The sequence below is a fragment of the Vibrio coralliilyticus ATCC BAA-450 genome, from assembly GCF_000176135.1.
Taxonomy (GTDB): Bacteria; Pseudomonadota; Gammaproteobacteria; order Enterobacterales; family Vibrionaceae; genus Vibrio; species Vibrio coralliilyticus.
The window spans coordinates 104,024-119,239 of record NZ_ACZN01000012.1; the positions used below are offsets into that span (position 1 = coordinate 104,024).

Sequence of the window (15,216 nt, forward strand, 5' to 3'; positions counted from 1 at the left end):
ATTACTTACGCGCTTCTACCATCAGTGCTTTCATATCTGCCACCGCTTTATGCAAGCCATCAAATGCTGCACGACCGATGATAGAATGACCGATGTTTAGTTCATAGATTTCAGGGATAGCAGCAATCGGAGCTACGTTATGGTAAGTCAGACCATGGCCTGCATTCACGGTGATACCTAAGTCAGCCGCATAGCTTGCGCCAGCTGCAATTTTCTTCAGTTCATCTTGCTGATCTTCATCATTCTCAGCATCCGCATAATGACCAGTGTGCAGCTCGATGTAAGGCGCGCCACACGCTTTTGCTGCATCAATCTGTTCACGATCAGCATCAATAAACAAAGAAACTTTAATGCCTGCTTCCGTCAGTATTTTGGTTGCCGCTTTAATTTTTTCTACGTGGCCCGCCACGTCCAAACCACCTTCGGTGGTCAGCTCTTCACGCTTTTCTGGAACCAAACACACGTATTCAGGTTGGGTTTGCAGAGCAATTTCAACCATCTCATCCGTCACAGCCATTTCAAGATTCATACGAGTTTGGATCGTTTCCCTTAGGATACGTACATCACGATCGACAATATGGCGGCGGTCTTCTCTAAGGTGAATGGTAATGCCATCTGCTCCAGCACGCTCGGCGACTTCCGCTGCATGAACAGGATCTGGGTACTTAGTACCGCGCGCGTTACGTAATGTGGCAATGTGATCGATGTTAACACCCAGATAGATTGAGCTCATTTTCCAATACTCCGTGATTTGGGCGCTAAGATTTGCATAAATAGCTCCCGACTCTTTAATGGTTTGCCGCCAAGATACGGCTTTAATGCTATACGTGTAAAGCGTTTTGCCGCTTTAAGTTGTTCTTTTGTGGTGAACCTTCGTTCACTAATCGCAATCAGTTCATTCCCGACGAAAGTCAGATTGTCACGTCGAACTGAAGCGATAAATCCCTTCTGCTCTCGATATCGATAGGTCATCTCAGGTTCAATCGGCTCTCCAGTACCCGCGCAATGCAGAAAGTCGACGCCATACCCCATTGCAGACAGCAGTGCCAGTTCAAAACGACGCAATGCCGGTTCCGGATTCTCACACTGAGCCAGTTCAGTAAGAGCATGCAGGTAATCATGAAACAGGGCTGGCATTGACACTTCCGCCATCAGCACTCGGCCAATCAACTCGTTGACATACATGGCGGAATAAAGGTTGATCCCCGTCAGTGGCAAGCCCAGACTGATCGGCTCCGCTTGACGCAGTGTCTTCATCGATCCTTTACCCGACCACTTAAGTAATAGAGGCGTAAAAGGCTGCAACGCTCCTTTGAGGTTTGAGCGTTTACTGCGCGCACCTTTAGACATTAAAGTGACACGACCGAACTCCTCACTAAAAACATCGAGAATTAAACTCGACTCACTGTAAGGGCGACGGTGAAGAACAAAGCAGCGCTGTAAGCCTTCTGAGGTCATAGAGATTGCCAGATGAATGTTACATAAAAAATAAGGAGCCTGATGGCTCCTTATTCTAACTCATGTTGGAGCGAAGTGAATTCGCTGCCAAGCTTATAAATCGTCGATGTAGCCCAATGAACGCAATGCACGTTCATCATCAGCCCAGCCAGATTTCACTTTAACCCACGTTTCTAGATACACTTTACGGCCGAACAGTTCTTCCATGTCCAGACGAGCTTCACGGCCTATGGTCTTAATTTTCTCACCGCCTTTACCAATCACCATTTTTTTCTGGCCATTACGTTCAACCAGAATCAGTGCATTGATATGGAAGCCATCAGTTTCAGGGTTGTAATCGAAACGTTCAATTTCTACCGTCACCGAATAAGGTAACTCTTCACCTGTGAAGCGCATGAGTTTCTCACGTACAATTTCCGACGCCATAAAGCGCTGAGAACGGTCAGTAACATACTCTTCTGGGAAGTGATGGGCCGCTTTTGGCAGATGCTCACGTACATGCTTACGTAGAACATCGATATTTTTGCCTTGCTTCGCGGAGATAGGCACCACATCAACGAATTCCATCTTCTTCGACATGTCCATCATGTGCAGCATAACGTCGTTACGGTCTTGTACGTTATCGACTTTGTTGACACACAATACCACTGGGAAGTTCGACTTCTGCAGCTTAGTCAGCACCATTTCGTCGTCTTTGGTCCAGTGAGTACCATCAACAAGGAAAAACACTAGGTTCACATCACTCAATGATGAGTTGGCAGCGCGGTTCATTAAGCGGTTGATCGCACGCTTTTCTTCAATGTGAAGACCTGGAGTATCGACATAAATCGCCTGATAATCGCCTTCAGTATCGACACCCATAATGCGGTGGCGTGTTGTTTGGGGCTTACGAGAAGTGATCGAAATTTTTTGCCCAAGAATTCGGTTCAGTAGCGTTGATTTACCCACGTTTGGACGACCAACAATAGCAACAAAGCCACAATGTTGGTTTTCCGGTGAACTCACTTCACCACTCGATGAGAAAAACGCATCGATATCGAATTCGTTGTTATCTGTTGAATCAGTCATTGCTCAGTTGCTCTAGTGCTAGTTCCGCAGCCGCTTGTTCTGCCTTGCGGCGGCTGGTGCCTTTACCTATTACAGGCGATCCGACACCTGCGACTTCACACGACACAGTAAACTGCTGGTTGTGTGCTTCACCTTTAATATTAGTCACTGTGTAGACAGGCAGTGGTTTTCTTCGCCCTTGTAGGAACTCTTGAAGACGCGTTTTAGGGTCTTTCTGAGAAACACCCGGTTGAATCGCTTCAAGGCGTTGCTTATACCAGCTAAGGATAATGCCACGCACCACTTCAATATCACTGTCTAGGTAGATTGCACCTATGATAGCTTCAACAGCGTCAGCCAGAATTGAGTCACGACGGAAGCCGCCACTCTTCAATTCACCTGGACCTAATTTTAAGTGATCTCCTAGTTCGAATTCTCGACCTAGCTCCGCCAGCGTATTACCACGAACAAGTGTCGCACGCATACGGCTCATGTCCCCTTCATTCACTTTCGGGAAACGGTGATAAAGATCGTCAGCAATGACAAAACTTAAAATTGAATCGCCCAGAAACTCAAGACGCTCATTATGTTTTCCATGAGCACTGCGGTGAGTCAGCGCTAAGTTAATAAGCTCTGCATCATTGAACTGATAGCCGAGCTTTTTCTCTAGTTTGGCAATAGGAGAATTCATGCTCTCTCATTAAATTGTTTTTCATTCTCTATAGTTGAGTTGACGCAGCCAAGACGGCTGCGACATCAAATATAACGAGAAATTAGTTAATACCACCGATGCGGTTAAACCTAACACCAGTTGGGATCCATGATGGTAAGAAGCTATCTGCACTGCGTTCGAACTCGAAGCTGATCCAGATACCAACCGCTTTACCAACCAGATTCGCCTCTGGAACAAAGCCCCAGTAGCGGCTGTCTGCACTGTTGTCACGGTTATCACCCATCACAAAGTACTGACCTTCTGGCACAACCCACTCATTAACACCACCACGTGGCTGATAAGCCGACACGCGATCGCGGCGTAATGGGTTCACCAAAATTTGGTGTTCAACTTCACCCAGTTTTTCATTCAGTTGAATCAGTGGCACACCATCTTGGATAAATGGGCTTTCTTCCACATTCGACAACGGCACCTGAGTACATTGGCTTTCGCCTTTAGGTTGAACACACACTTCTTTCTTGCTGCTGTAACGCACCGTATCACCCGGTAGGCCAACAACGCGCTTGATGTAGTCAATGTTTGGCTGAGGTGGGTATTTGAATACTACGATGTCACCACGCTCTGGCTTACCCGTTTCAACCAGTTGTGTACGCCACACTGGGTCCTTTAGACCGTATGCGTATTTCTCAACCAGAATAAAATCCCCAACCAGTAAGGTCGGCATCATTGAGCCTGAAGGAATTTGGAACGGTTCGTAGATAAACGAGCGCAATACCAAAACAGCCGCAATGACAGGGAAAATTGAAACACTGTTTTCAATCCACCATGGCTGCTTTTCCACTTGTTCAGCAGTTGCAGTATCCAGTCCGTTTGTCTGAGCTTCAACTGCAGCGAGTTTAGTCTGACGTTTCTTCGCAAACACCAGCTTTTCCAACACCCAAACAATACCAGTGACCAGAGTGACAATAACCAAGATCAGTGAAAATGTATTTGCCATTGACTTCCCTTACCTCAAAAATACGAAAGTGAAAGAGCCGAAACCCTTTCACTTAACAAGTTCTTATATTGAGTCGTTACCCAACAAATTAATCTTTACCTACGTGTAAGATCGCTAAGAAGGCTTCTTGAGGCAGCTCTACGTTACCGATCTGCTTCATACGTTTCTTACCTTCTTTCTGCTTCTTCAGTAGCTTCTTTTTACGGCTCACGTCACCGCCATAACATTTTGCGATTACGTTCTTACGTAGCTGTTTAACCGTTGAACGCGCAATAATATGGTTACCAATCGCAGCCTGAATCGCAATATCAAACATCTGACGTGGAATGAATTCTTTCATCTTCTCTACGAGCTGACGGCCACGAGTCTGAGATTGATCTTTGTGCGTAATCAATGCCAGTGCGTCCACTTTATCGCCGTTAAGAAGTACATCAACACGAACCATGTTAGACGCTTCAAAACGCTGGAAGTTATAATCCAGAGACGCATAACCACGAGACGTTGACTTCAGACGATCAAAGAAATCGAGTACCACTTCCGCCATCGGAATATCGTAAGTCACAGCTACTTGGTTACCGTGATAAACCATATCAACCTGAACACCACGCTTCTCAACACATAGAGTAATCACATTACCTAAGTAATCTGAAGGTACAAGGATGTTACAACGCGCAATCGGCTCACGAATTTCTTCGATATCATTCACTGCTGGTAGCTTAGCTGGGCTATCAACGTAAAGAATTTCGCCATCCGTTTGCTCTACTTCGTACACTACCGTTGGCGCAGTGGTAATCAGGTCGAGATCGTACTCACGCTCCAGACGCTCTTGGATGATTTCCATATGCAGCATGCCGAGGAAACCACAGCGGAAACCAAAGCCTAGAGCAGCTGAGTTTTCTGGTTCATAGAACAGAGACGCATCGTTTAGACTCAGTTTACCTAGTGCATCACGGAAGTTTTCATAGTCATCCGAAGAGACTGGGAATAATCCGGCGTATACCTGAGGCTTCACTTTCTTAAACCCTGGTAGCGGATCTTCACAACCGTGCTTAGCTAGCGTTAGCGTATCACCAACAGGCGCACCTAGGATATCTTTGATACCACAGACAACCCAACCTACTTCACCCGTTTGCAGTTCCGTCGTGTCTTCCTGCTTAGGTGTGAAGATACCAAGACGATCCACACCCCAAACTTGGCCAGTGCTCATCACCTTGATCTTATCGTTCTTCTTCAGGACACCATTTTTAATACGGACCAGAGAGACAACACCTAGGTAGTTATCAAACCAAGAGTCAATGATCAAAGCTTGCAGTGGCGCTTCTGGATCACCTTCTGGTGCCGGAATCGCAGAGACGATGTTTTCTAGTACGTCTTCAATACCTAGGCCCGTCTTAGCCGAACAGCGCGTGGCTTCCATCGCATCGATGCCAACAATTTCTTCGATCTCTTCTGCTACTCGCTCAGGATCCGCAGCAGGTAGATCGATCTTGTTCAGAATTGGTACCACTTCCAGATCCATTTCGATCGCGGTATAGCAGTTAGCCAACGTCTGAGCTTCAACACCCTGACCAGCATCAACCACCAGCAACGCACCTTCACATGCCGCTAGAGAGCGAGAAACTTCGTAGGCGAAGTCAACGTGCCCTGGAGTATCGATGAAGTTCAATTGGTAGGTTTCACCGTCTTTAGCGGTATAGTTGAGTGTCACACTTTGAGATTTAATAGTGATGCCACGCTCACGTTCAAGGTCCATGGAGTCCAGAACCTGAGCTGCCATTTCACGGTCACTCAATCCACCACAGTCTTGGATCAAACGGTCTGATAGGGTCGACTTACCATGGTCGATGTGGGCGATAATCGAAAAGTTACGAATGTGCTTCATGATTTGGTGTGACTAAACTCTTTAAAATAGGGACATAAGAAAGCCGTCTTGTGACGGCGTTTCAATCAAGTTGGCAGATTCTACCCAATTTCTGTGCACTTCGCACTAGCTAATTGGATCTCCCAAAACCCGAAGTAATATGACTTCTCGCAGCGACTGGCGTTCAAAATTAACGGCCAGACTTTTTGCGCCATAAATGCCTGCCACAGTAAAGATAGCAGATGTCAGGATAGCAATACCTTCGCCAAGACCAAACGCAGGCGCTAATAGCCACTGTCCAACCGCAGCGCCTAGAATCATGGCAAACAACGGCACTAGATAAACCACTGCGGCCGATTGCAGCAGGCTTTTTTCCGGCAAGCCGATTTCCACCACCTGACCTTCTTTAACCCGTTTGCTGGTCACTAGGTGCCAGTGCAGAGACTTGTTTCCCACCGCTTTTGAGACAATACCGGTACCACAGCTTTTTTGCGACGAGCAGCTGCTGCAGCTGGTTTGCTGTTCACAACTCAGCTCCACATCATAGCCCTTAGGCCCTGATTTCACTGCAGATACTGTCGCTAAAGCGGTCATCATTGCGTGGCACTCGCTTGTTTATTGATGGTGACCGATTGAGCAATTCGCTTAGCGGTTGCTGGCGGAATATCTCCGATCACAGAGATCTCTTTGTCACCTTTTACGAAGCTATGAAGTGTGCGACGCCCTTGACGAACCAGTTGGCCTTTAAGTGAGTAATTGTCACTCTCAGACACATAGATGGAAAAACTGAACAGACCATCAGTGTACATCTGAGTTTCGACCATGCGGTTAGTATTCGCCATTCGATAACGGTTCAACTCTTTGGATTCAAACCCTTTCGGAATCCAACCGACCGTCCAAAAGCTTTTCTCTAGCTCGCCTTTTGGCAGGGACAATACGTCGGGCAATTTAACGGTATTCAAACCGCTAAGAATGTCAGAAATCTGATCATTGACGCTATAGGAAATGGTGCGGAACTGTTCCAGCACTTCGCCATCACGATCAACCAGATCAGCTCTTAGTGGAAGCTTAGTTTGCTCATCGATCCACAGGATATAGGAATAGCGTAACCCGTCTTTCGGAGCAATTCTCAATACTTGGCAAGCCGCACCCGCTTCACGCGCTCGACCGACTTGAATAAAGTCGTAAATCTCACTCAGCTCATCAACATTAGAATTTAGAAGCGGGATAGTCGGGGCAACCATGTTACCGGACTCAATGGTAAACGGCTCAACACCAGGCTCAATGTAACTGACCTCATCACCTCGGCGAATCACTTCACGTACAGGTCCACTTAGATAAACAAGGTGAGCGAGTTGCTGACCTTCGCTGCGAGCGTGGCGATACAGCAAAGGTTCGATGCTGTTTTTCTTAATCAGGATATAAGACAGTTCATAATTGAGATGCTGACTGGCTTCGTTCATTTGATGCAACAAAGCCTCTGCAGGTTTTTCTTCTGCAAAGGCTAGTGGCGAACTCAAACTGAACAGTGTCAGCGCACTGATCAGAAATTTTCTCATTCAACTACCGTTTCTGGGTTGTCATTATGCTCTACAGCGTTATCGCTATTGAGGCGAAGCTGTAATTCATAGTCTTGAAGCATGGCGTTAATTCGACGGCGCTGCTCTTGCACGTTAGTTTCACTTGACGCTGTTGGCTGTTCCACCGAAGAACGTGTCAAGCTCACTGGTTCAGCACTGCCTGCAAATGGAATCGTCTGCAGAACAGGCAATTGCTCCGCTTCCGGTTGGCTAGGGTCGCTACCACCATATTGTTGTACGCCTAAGATCACAGCAAGTGACACACACGCGGCAACCGCCACCTGACCAAATTGGCTGAGCCAAGCTGGCAACTGACGACGCGCTTGAGAAGGCGTCGGCTGCGCTTCTATGCGTTGTTCATTAATGTCGGCAATCTTGCCAGAGGTGAACGTTGAATGCGCGGGCTCATCTTCTAGCGCAAGTGCAACGCTGTCTGCAATGTTCCACTCCGGTTTCTCCGGTGCTTCACCTCGCATCACATCACCAATTAAATGGTAATTTTTCCAGGTTTGTAGGCTAGCTTGGTCTTGCTCTAATTCACCGATTAAAGCCTTATCGACCAACTCTCCATCCATGAGTGCTGAAAGTTTCTCTTTGTCAGCCATTCTTTTCACCATTAACGTTACTGGTACTAGCGTTGCAAAAGGGGTTGAATCTTTTTCTCAACCGCTTCACGAGCTCGGAAGATACGCGAGCGCACCGTTCCAACAGGACAATCCATCACCGCAGCGATTTCTTCGTAACTCAAGCCATCAAGCTCGCGCAACGTCATTGCGGTTTTTAAGTCATCAGGTAGTGCTTCGATCGCACTAAAAACTACTTGCTTCAATTCCTTGGACAACGTTAAGTTCTCAGGGTTCGAAATTTCTTTTAATGCACTACCAGTTTCGTAATATTCAGCTTCTTCAGTATCCACATCTTGCGCAGGCGGTCTACGACCCTGAGCGACGATGTGGTTTTTCGCAGTATTAACAGCGATTCGATATAACCAAGTATAGAAGGCACTTTCGCCACGAAAACTTGGTATAGCGCGATACGCTTTAATAAATGCTTCTTGTGCTACGTCAGGTACATCCCCCGGATTATTGACGTAGCGAGAAATAAGATTACATACTTTGTTTTGGTATTTAGTGACCAACAAATTAAATGCTTGCTTATCTCCATTCTGAACTCGCTCAATTAACACTTGATCGGTCAGCTGCTCGTTCATTCGAGCGGGTACTCCTATTGTTATTAACCCCTATCTTGTCAGATATGAGCATTAATTATGCAAAATGTAGTATTGACACCACTGCTTACTTGAGCACTATTGTGACTCAGTAATGAATATAAAGTTCAAACTTTCTTCGAATTTTATTTGAGAAGTGATGGACCAGTAACTTCTGTTCCAGATTGTGGGGACGAAAGAGTTCAAAAGCAATGTTATTTACGAAGAATTGCATTCACTCCAGTGCTACTATAGTGAGCTAACTCTGGTATTTTCAGAGTCCATATTGCAATTTTAAATTGATTTAAGAGCGGGAACGCTCTGTAGCTGACGCTAAAAAGTTGGATTGGCGCCAGTACAACTTAACTCGGGAATTTAAAAGTTTTATGAACGCAAACCGTGAACATCAATGTGATGTGTTAGTGGTGGGTAGTGGCGCAGCCGGTCTGTCGTTAGCGTTACGTGTCGCGGAATATGGCAAAGTCATTGTATTGAGTAAGGGGCCAAGAAGTGAAGGCGCTACATATTACGCTCAAGGTGGTATTGCCGCTGTTTTTGACGAGTCAGACAGTATTGAATCGCATGTAGAAGACACACTAATAGCTGGCGCTGGCCTTTGTGAGCAAGAAACCGTTGAGTTTATCGCTGAAAATGCCAAAGAGTGTGTCCAGTGGCTGATCGATGGTGGGGTCCCATTTGATCGTGAAGATGGTGACAGTGACGAAAAACCTCGTTACCACCTGACGCGTGAAGGGGGTCATAGCCACCGTCGAATTTTGCATGCCGCGGATGCTACCGGTATGGCCATGCAAACGTCCTTGCAAGATAACGCTCACAACCACCCAAATATCACGGTCCTAGAGCGACACAACGCACTCGATCTAATCTGCGAAGATAAAGTCGGTGGCGACAGCAAGAAAATTGTCGGCGCTTATATCTGGAACCGAAACCAAGAACACGTTGAAACGGTTCGAGCCAAGTTTGTAGTACTGGCAACAGGTGGCGCGTCTAAGGTTTATCAGTACACCTCTAACCCTGACGTTTCCTCTGGTGATGGTATTGCGATTGCGTGGCGAGCAGGCTGCCGGGTTGCGAATATGGAGTTCAACCAATTCCATCCAACTTGCCTGTATCACCCTGAAGCACGAAACTTCCTGCTCACCGAGGCTCTGCGTGGTGAAGGCGCTTACCTGCGTCGTCCGGACGGCACTCGCTTTATGCCAGACTTTGATGAGAGAGAAGAGTTAGCTCCTCGTGATGTCGTCGCGCGTGCGATTGACTTTGAAATGAAACGCCTTGGGGCTGACTGCATGTATTTGGACATCAGCCACAAGCCAGCAGATTTCATCGAGAAGCACTTCCCGACCATCTACACACGCCTGATGGACCTTGGCATCGACATGACCAAAGAACCGATTCCGGTTGTACCTGCGGCCCACTACACCTGTGGTGGCGTAATGGTCAATAAACAAGGTGAAACGGATCTGTCTCAACTCTATGCCATTGGCGAAGTGAGTTATACCGGATTACATGGCGCCAATCGAATGGCATCAAACTCACTGCTAGAGTGTGTTGTTTATGCGTGGTCAGCGGCCAACGATATTATCCGCCGAATGGATACTGCCGAACTTCCTCCTTCTCTTCCAGCATGGGATGAAAGTCAGGTTAGCTGTTCTGATGAAGAGGTTGTGATTCAGCACAACTGGCACGAATTGCGTCTGTTCATGTGGGACTATATGGGAATCGTTCGTACCGATAAGCGCCTAGAACGCGCGCTACGTCGTATTCAGTTGCTGCAGCAAGAAACGCACGAGTACTACAGTAACTTCAAGGTATCTAATAACTTACTTGAGCTACGTAACCTACTTCAAGTCGCGGAACTGATGGTGCGCTGTGCAATGGAGCGCAAGGAAAGCCGCGGTTTACACTACACGCTCGACTATCCGGAACTGGCCCCAGACAGCGGCCCAACCATCCTTGAACCAGAGAAAATCGATTCTTAATAATAAAGGGAGCTTAATGCTCCCTTTTTAATATCACTAATAACTGCCGATAGTGCTCTTCCTTAACACTGTCTCGCCAAATTATTCTCTTGCGGCCAACTTTAGGCCAGATCAATATTCCGAACCAGGCTAAGCTCAAAATACTTCTTTGTATCTCGATGGGCTCACCATCCATTTCGCAGGAATCCGTAGAAGAGAAAACTAAGCCCCCTTGCATCGGCTCAGCAAACCAGTTTGTTTGACTATGATATTTAAGGAGTAACGCCACCGTAAAGACGGTAGCCGTCAGCGGGAGTTCGGAAGTAATCAAAAAACAACAGGCCAACATCAGGAAACTGATGTTGGCCTGTTGTGAAACGAATGACGTGGAGGCGAAGAGCCTAACGCACTTTACTGAGGTTGTGGGCAACAATCTTGTCGACCATAGAAGCGTGACCTAAGTTTTCACTGCGACCGTGGCCCATAATCCAAGTAAACAAGTCTGGGTCATCACATTCAAGCAGAGACACAAAGTCACGCTGCTCATTGTCTTTCAGTTCTTCAAAGCACTCTTCAAAGAAAGGCATAATGACAACATCCAGTTCCAGCATTCCGCGGCGACACGCCCATTTAATTCGCGCTTTTTCTTCGGTGGTGTACATTCTAATTCCTCACCTGTTCGGTTGTTTGCGCCGAGTTTAACAATCAAAATTGCCGACAACTACTAACTCAGTCACACTCCCGAGCTAGCTAACACATTTACGGCATAAATCCATACAGCTGAAAGGTTGTTTCCGTTAGTGCTTAAGCGCTAACATAGTGCTATTCGATAGCATTCAGGTAAACATCATGGAATGGCAACACGACTTTGCTCCACTTTCTTTTTCTAGCAATGACTCTCTTCCCGAACTTGTACTCACCCACCTCACGTCGTGGGGAATGATCACCGCACAAGGCGATGATAAAAAGTCTTACCTACAAGGTCAGGTGACCTGTGATGTTGTTCAACTAGCCGAAGATAGCGCTACTTTTGGCGCGCATTGTGATGCAAAAGGAAAAGTGTGGAGCGTATTCCGCTTGTTCCACCACCGAGGCGGTTACGCGATGCTACAGCCAAGCTCCGCGATTGAGACTGAACTCGCTGAACTCAAAAAATACGCTATTTTCTCCAAAATAGAATTTGCACAAAGTACCGATGTATTGCTGGGCTTAATTGGCGATAAAGCGAACCATGTCGTTGAAGAGCTCTCGCAACAACGCGGTGATGTGCGAACTATCGAAGGTGGTACCGCGATTAAAATTGATCAGCAACGCTGGTTGCTGGCCATTGATGCCACTACTGCGGAACAACTATGCCAATCAATAAATGCGACCAAAGCTTGTGAAGACATCTGGACTCGTCTGGATATTGAAGCCGCTATACCTGCAGTCACACAAGAGCAGCAAAGCGAGCATATTCCTCAAGCGCTTAACGTCCAAGCTCTGGGTGGAATTAGCTTCAGCAAAGGTTGTTACACAGGCCAAGAGACCGTCGCTCGTGCCAAGTACCGTGGTATGAATAAGCGCGCATTACAAATCGTCAAAGGCCACTCTGCATCCGAGATCAAAGCCGGTGCGGAGATAGAACGCTCTGTGGGTGATAATTGGCGCAGCGCTGGCCAGTTGATGAGTAGCTACCGCTTCAATGATGGCGTAAGCATCGGCCTTATCGTACTACCCAATAACCTTGATTCTGATACCCAATTCCGTTTGAAAGATACGCCAGATTCGGTCTGGACTATGCAAGCACTGCCGTATTCTCTTGAAGATGACGAATAAGTTTGAGACAAAACTAACCCGCTACTTGACCGAGCAGCGGGTTTCTTTCCGTATCTTGCCCCATCAGTCCCCAGCCATCACCATTGAAGACGCGGCTCAGCAGCGAGGGGTTAGACCAGCTCAGATGGTCAAATCCATGCTATTACGCGATATGGGCGATTTGTATGCGCTGGCTTGCGCGCCGGGTGACCAATCTGTTGATCCCAAAAAAGTGCGAGCATTACTCGGTTGCCGCCGAATGACCTGCGTTGATCTCTCCATGGTTGAAGAACTGACTGGCTACCAGATTGGCACAGTAACGCCTCTGCTGTTGCCGACAGAGATGCCGATTGTCTTTGATCGCCAGCTCCTGAATGAGGAGACGGTTACCATAAGCAGTGGCTCCAACATGGCAGGGATAGCATTGACACGAGATGATCTCATTCGTCTCTGCAATCCAGTACTCGCAGACATCTGCCGTTGATAAGCCTTTCAAATCCTCTTATATCACGTCATACAACTTGCACTTCAATGTGACAAAGATCTCAATAAGAAACATATTCAATTTAAATTATTATTCAAATCGAAAGCATATATAGTCAAAAATAATATTTTAGTTTATGCTTATTTTCGTTGGTTAAAGTGCGAGCGAATTATGATGTATTGCTTGGTGTGTTTAGCTGCTGAGCGTTTGAATAGTAATAAACACACAAATCCTTCTCCAACGAAAAAGTGAATCCACTGATTGTTTCAGGACATCCACTTTTTGTGTAATGCATCTGTGACTATTCGCCCGCAATTATGCGGGCTTTTTTTATGCAAAAAATTTACCGTAAGCTGGCATATTATAAAAAAGTTAAACTATTCTTAGAAATGTCATAAATCTCGGGTTAACTATTGCGCTGAATGATTAACCAAGACGAGTTCCCATCACAGAACATAAGTGAGGTAATTGTCACAATAAAATGGATATTTATCGGGCGTTTTGCCTACAACAACACAAATATCCAAACAAACTCATTTTACTGCATATTCCTCCACCATAATCACATAAATAACAGGCGGAAAATCGTATACTTTGCAGTGCTTGCTAAACATAAGGATTACTCTATGAGACTGTTTAAGCGCTATACACCAGGTATGATTGCTAAACACGTAAGTCGGCTATTTAAGGGAAGAATTTATATCTACGGTATTGGTAAGTTTGAATTTGATAACGGTAAGCTTGTCTTACCGGAAAAAGCCGAACGGCGACACTTCCAAACGGTCAAGGAAGTGAATCAGGAAATTATGAGACTACGCTGTGCATACGCGTAGGCAAGAATTAAAAAGGGTTGGCAATCGCCAACCCTTTGTCATTTAAGATTCCATCAAGGTAAGGTCGCTTCATGATATTGCGCTAATACTGGAAGATTCCCTTTTAGGCCAAGGGCGCGCTTCATGATTTCATCTTTCGCTCCTGGCAATTGTCCTACCAAAGCCATGCCAATGCCTCGCGCTAGCTTTTTCGCAGGGTTATCACCAGCAAACAGATCTTTAAAGCCTTGCATCGCAGCAATCATCTTCGCAGCTTCAGATTTACGCCAGCGTTCATAACTGCGCAAGTTACGCTTAGTGCCGATATCCTCACCTTTACGCCATAAGGTCATCACTTCTTGCGCTAGACTCGCAGCATCAAGCAAACCAAGGTTAACGCCTTGCCCGGCTAATGGGTGGATAGTGTGCGCGGCATCCCCTACTAGAGCGACCCGTTCAACGGCAAAGTCACGCGCATAACGCATTTTGAGCGGGAAAGCGAAACGTTGACCAACGACTTCACACAAGCCCAGTCGAGCGTCAAATTCTGCCGTCAGTGACTTGTTGAACTCTTCATCGGACATCGAGACTAAACTCTCTGCTCGATTCGGTTCTGTAGACCAAACAATCGAACTCATATTACTTTCTCCCATAGGTAAGAAAGCCAGAGGTCCTTGTGGGGTAAAGATCTGACGAGCCACTTTGTCATGCGTTTCTGCTGTCCAGATATTTGCAACCACAGCGCTATGTCCATAGTCCCAGTGCGTTAACGGAATATCCTGTTGTTTGCGAACCCAAGAGTTGGCACCATCCGCGCCGACCACCAGTTTAGCTGTCAATGCGTGACCATTGTCCAAAGTGAGCCAAGCTTCACTTTCACCAACCGCCATTGAGCTACACTGTGCAGGCATAAACAAACTGACATTTGACTGCTTCTTCACCTGCTCAAGTAGTGATAACTGAATCACACGATTTTCAACAATGTGTCCGAGATCGGGTTGAGCTAGCTTTTGCGCATCAAATTCAATTCGAGCAAAGCTGTCTTGTTCCCAGACTTCCATCGCCGAGTATGGCGCAGCACGGCGCTCTACAATGCCATTCCAAGCCCCTAAATTACGCAATATGTTTTCACTTGAACGACTCAAGGCTGACACGCGAACATCCGGTAAGTCCGCTAATTCGCTATCAGGTACTCGGCTTTCTATCACCGCAATACGCAAATCGGTATCTTTAAATGCTGCGGCCAAAGCCAGGCCAACCATGCCACCACCGACAATTGCAATATCAACGCTTTGCATCATCTGAATTCAATCCTCAT

General features: G+C 46.6%; 17 protein-coding genes. 4 read left to right on the forward strand and 13 right to left on the reverse strand.

Annotation, left to right across the window (positions count from 1 at the left end; translation table 11 throughout):
* Position 1: 1 nt before the first annotated feature.
* From pdxJ to rpoE, 10 genes are all read right to left on the reverse strand, one after another.
* Positions 2–733, reverse strand: a complete 732-nt coding sequence (gene pdxJ / locus VIC_RS03210) for a pyridoxine 5'-phosphate synthase (protein WP_006957789.1) — start codon at positions 731–733, stop codon at positions 2–4.
* Positions 730–1,458, reverse strand: coding sequence for a DNA repair protein RecO (gene recO, locus VIC_RS03215; protein WP_006957790.1), 729 nt, complete (start codon positions 1,456–1,458; stop codon positions 730–732). The genes pdxJ and recO overlap by 4 nt, the downstream gene beginning before the upstream one ends.
* Positions 1,459–1,551: 93 nt before the next feature.
* Positions 1,552–2,526: a GTPase Era gene (era, locus tag VIC_RS03220; RefSeq protein WP_006957791.1), complete on the reverse strand. Its 975-nt coding sequence runs from the start codon at positions 2,524–2,526 to the stop codon at positions 1,552–1,554.
* The gene (rnc, locus tag VIC_RS03225) at positions 2,519–3,196 is read right to left on the reverse strand and encodes a ribonuclease III (RefSeq protein ID WP_006957792.1); all 678 of its coding nucleotides are present in this window, start codon (positions 3,194–3,196) and stop codon (positions 2,519–2,521) included. The genes era and rnc overlap by 8 nt, the downstream gene beginning before the upstream one ends.
* 82 nt (positions 3,197–3,278) lie before the next feature.
* On the reverse strand, positions 3,279–4,175 hold the full coding sequence (gene lepB / locus VIC_RS03230; RefSeq protein ID WP_006957793.1) for a signal peptidase I: 897 nt from the start codon (positions 4,173–4,175) through the stop codon (positions 3,279–3,281).
* Positions 4,176–4,263: 88 nt separating this feature from the next.
* Positions 4,264–6,057, reverse strand: coding sequence for a translation elongation factor 4 (lepA, locus tag VIC_RS03235; protein WP_006957794.1), 1,794 nt, complete (start codon positions 6,055–6,057; stop codon positions 4,264–4,266).
* Positions 6,058–6,162: 105 nt separating this feature from the next.
* Entirely contained in the window at positions 6,163–6,633 is a 471-nt protein-coding gene (locus VIC_RS03240; protein WP_006957795.1) for a SoxR reducing system RseC family protein, read from the reverse strand.
* Positions 6,630–7,595 carry a sigma-E factor regulatory protein RseB gene (gene rseB / locus VIC_RS03245; RefSeq protein WP_006957796.1) on the reverse strand — a complete coding sequence of 322 codons (966 nt, stop codon included), beginning with the start codon at positions 7,593–7,595 and terminating at the stop codon, positions 6,630–6,632. Before rseB ends, VIC_RS03240 begins: the two co-directional genes overlap by 4 nt.
* The gene (locus VIC_RS03250; protein WP_006957797.1) at positions 7,592–8,221 is read right to left on the reverse strand and encodes an RseA family anti-sigma factor; all 630 of its coding nucleotides are present in this window, start codon (positions 8,219–8,221) and stop codon (positions 7,592–7,594) included. The genes rseB and VIC_RS03250 overlap by 4 nt, the downstream gene beginning before the upstream one ends.
* Positions 8,222–8,247: 26 nt before the next feature.
* Positions 8,248–8,826 (reverse strand): RNA polymerase sigma factor RpoE, encoded by a 579-nt coding sequence (rpoE, locus tag VIC_RS03255; RefSeq protein WP_006957798.1) that lies wholly within the window; start codon positions 8,824–8,826, stop codon positions 8,248–8,250.
* Positions 8,827–9,209: 383 nt separating this feature from the next.
* Here rpoE and nadB point away from each other — a divergent pair, with 383 nt between their 5' ends.
* A complete protein-coding gene (nadB, locus tag VIC_RS03260; protein WP_006957799.1) occupies positions 9,210–10,826 on the forward strand; it encodes an L-aspartate oxidase in 1,617 nt (538 codons plus the stop codon).
* Between the two features lie 13 nt (positions 10,827–10,839).
* On the opposite strand, the gene VIC_RS27235 is transcribed toward nadB, so the two are convergent.
* Both VIC_RS27235 and VIC_RS03270 read right to left on the reverse strand, forming a co-directional pair.
* Positions 10,840–11,238, reverse strand: a complete 399-nt coding sequence (locus VIC_RS27235; protein WP_353056642.1) for a protein YgfX — start codon at positions 11,236–11,238, stop codon at positions 10,840–10,842.
* Positions 11,207–11,467 (reverse strand): FAD assembly factor SdhE, encoded by a 261-nt coding sequence (locus tag VIC_RS03270; RefSeq protein WP_006957800.1) that lies wholly within the window; start codon positions 11,465–11,467, stop codon positions 11,207–11,209. Before VIC_RS03270 ends, VIC_RS27235 begins: the two co-directional genes overlap by 32 nt.
* 187 nt (positions 11,468–11,654) lie before the next feature.
* Here VIC_RS03270 and ygfZ point away from each other — a divergent pair, with 187 nt between their 5' ends.
* The 3 genes from ygfZ (at position 11,655) to VIC_RS03285 (ending at position 13,919) form a co-directional block, all read left to right on the forward strand.
* Positions 11,655–12,623 carry a tRNA-modifying protein YgfZ gene (ygfZ, locus tag VIC_RS03275; protein ID WP_006957801.1) on the forward strand — a complete coding sequence of 323 codons (969 nt, stop codon included), beginning with the start codon at positions 11,655–11,657 and terminating at the stop codon, positions 12,621–12,623.
* Entirely contained in the window at positions 12,613–13,086 is a 474-nt protein-coding gene (locus VIC_RS03280) for an aminoacyl-tRNA deacylase (RefSeq protein ID WP_039951234.1), read from the forward strand. The genes ygfZ and VIC_RS03280 overlap by 11 nt, the downstream gene beginning before the upstream one ends.
* Positions 13,087–13,712: 626 nt before the next feature.
* Complete coding sequence (locus VIC_RS03285) at positions 13,713–13,919, forward strand: DUF1107 domain-containing protein (protein ID WP_006957803.1); 207 nt, start codon at positions 13,713–13,715, stop codon at positions 13,917–13,919.
* A gap of 53 nt (positions 13,920–13,972) precedes the next feature.
* Here the strand turns inward: VIC_RS03285 and VIC_RS03290 are convergent, their stop codons facing one another.
* Positions 13,973–15,199 carry an FAD-dependent 2-octaprenylphenol hydroxylase gene (locus tag VIC_RS03290; RefSeq protein ID WP_006957804.1) on the reverse strand — a complete coding sequence of 409 codons (1,227 nt, stop codon included), beginning with the start codon at positions 15,197–15,199 and terminating at the stop codon, positions 13,973–13,975.
* Positions 15,200–15,216: the final 17 nt, after the last annotated feature.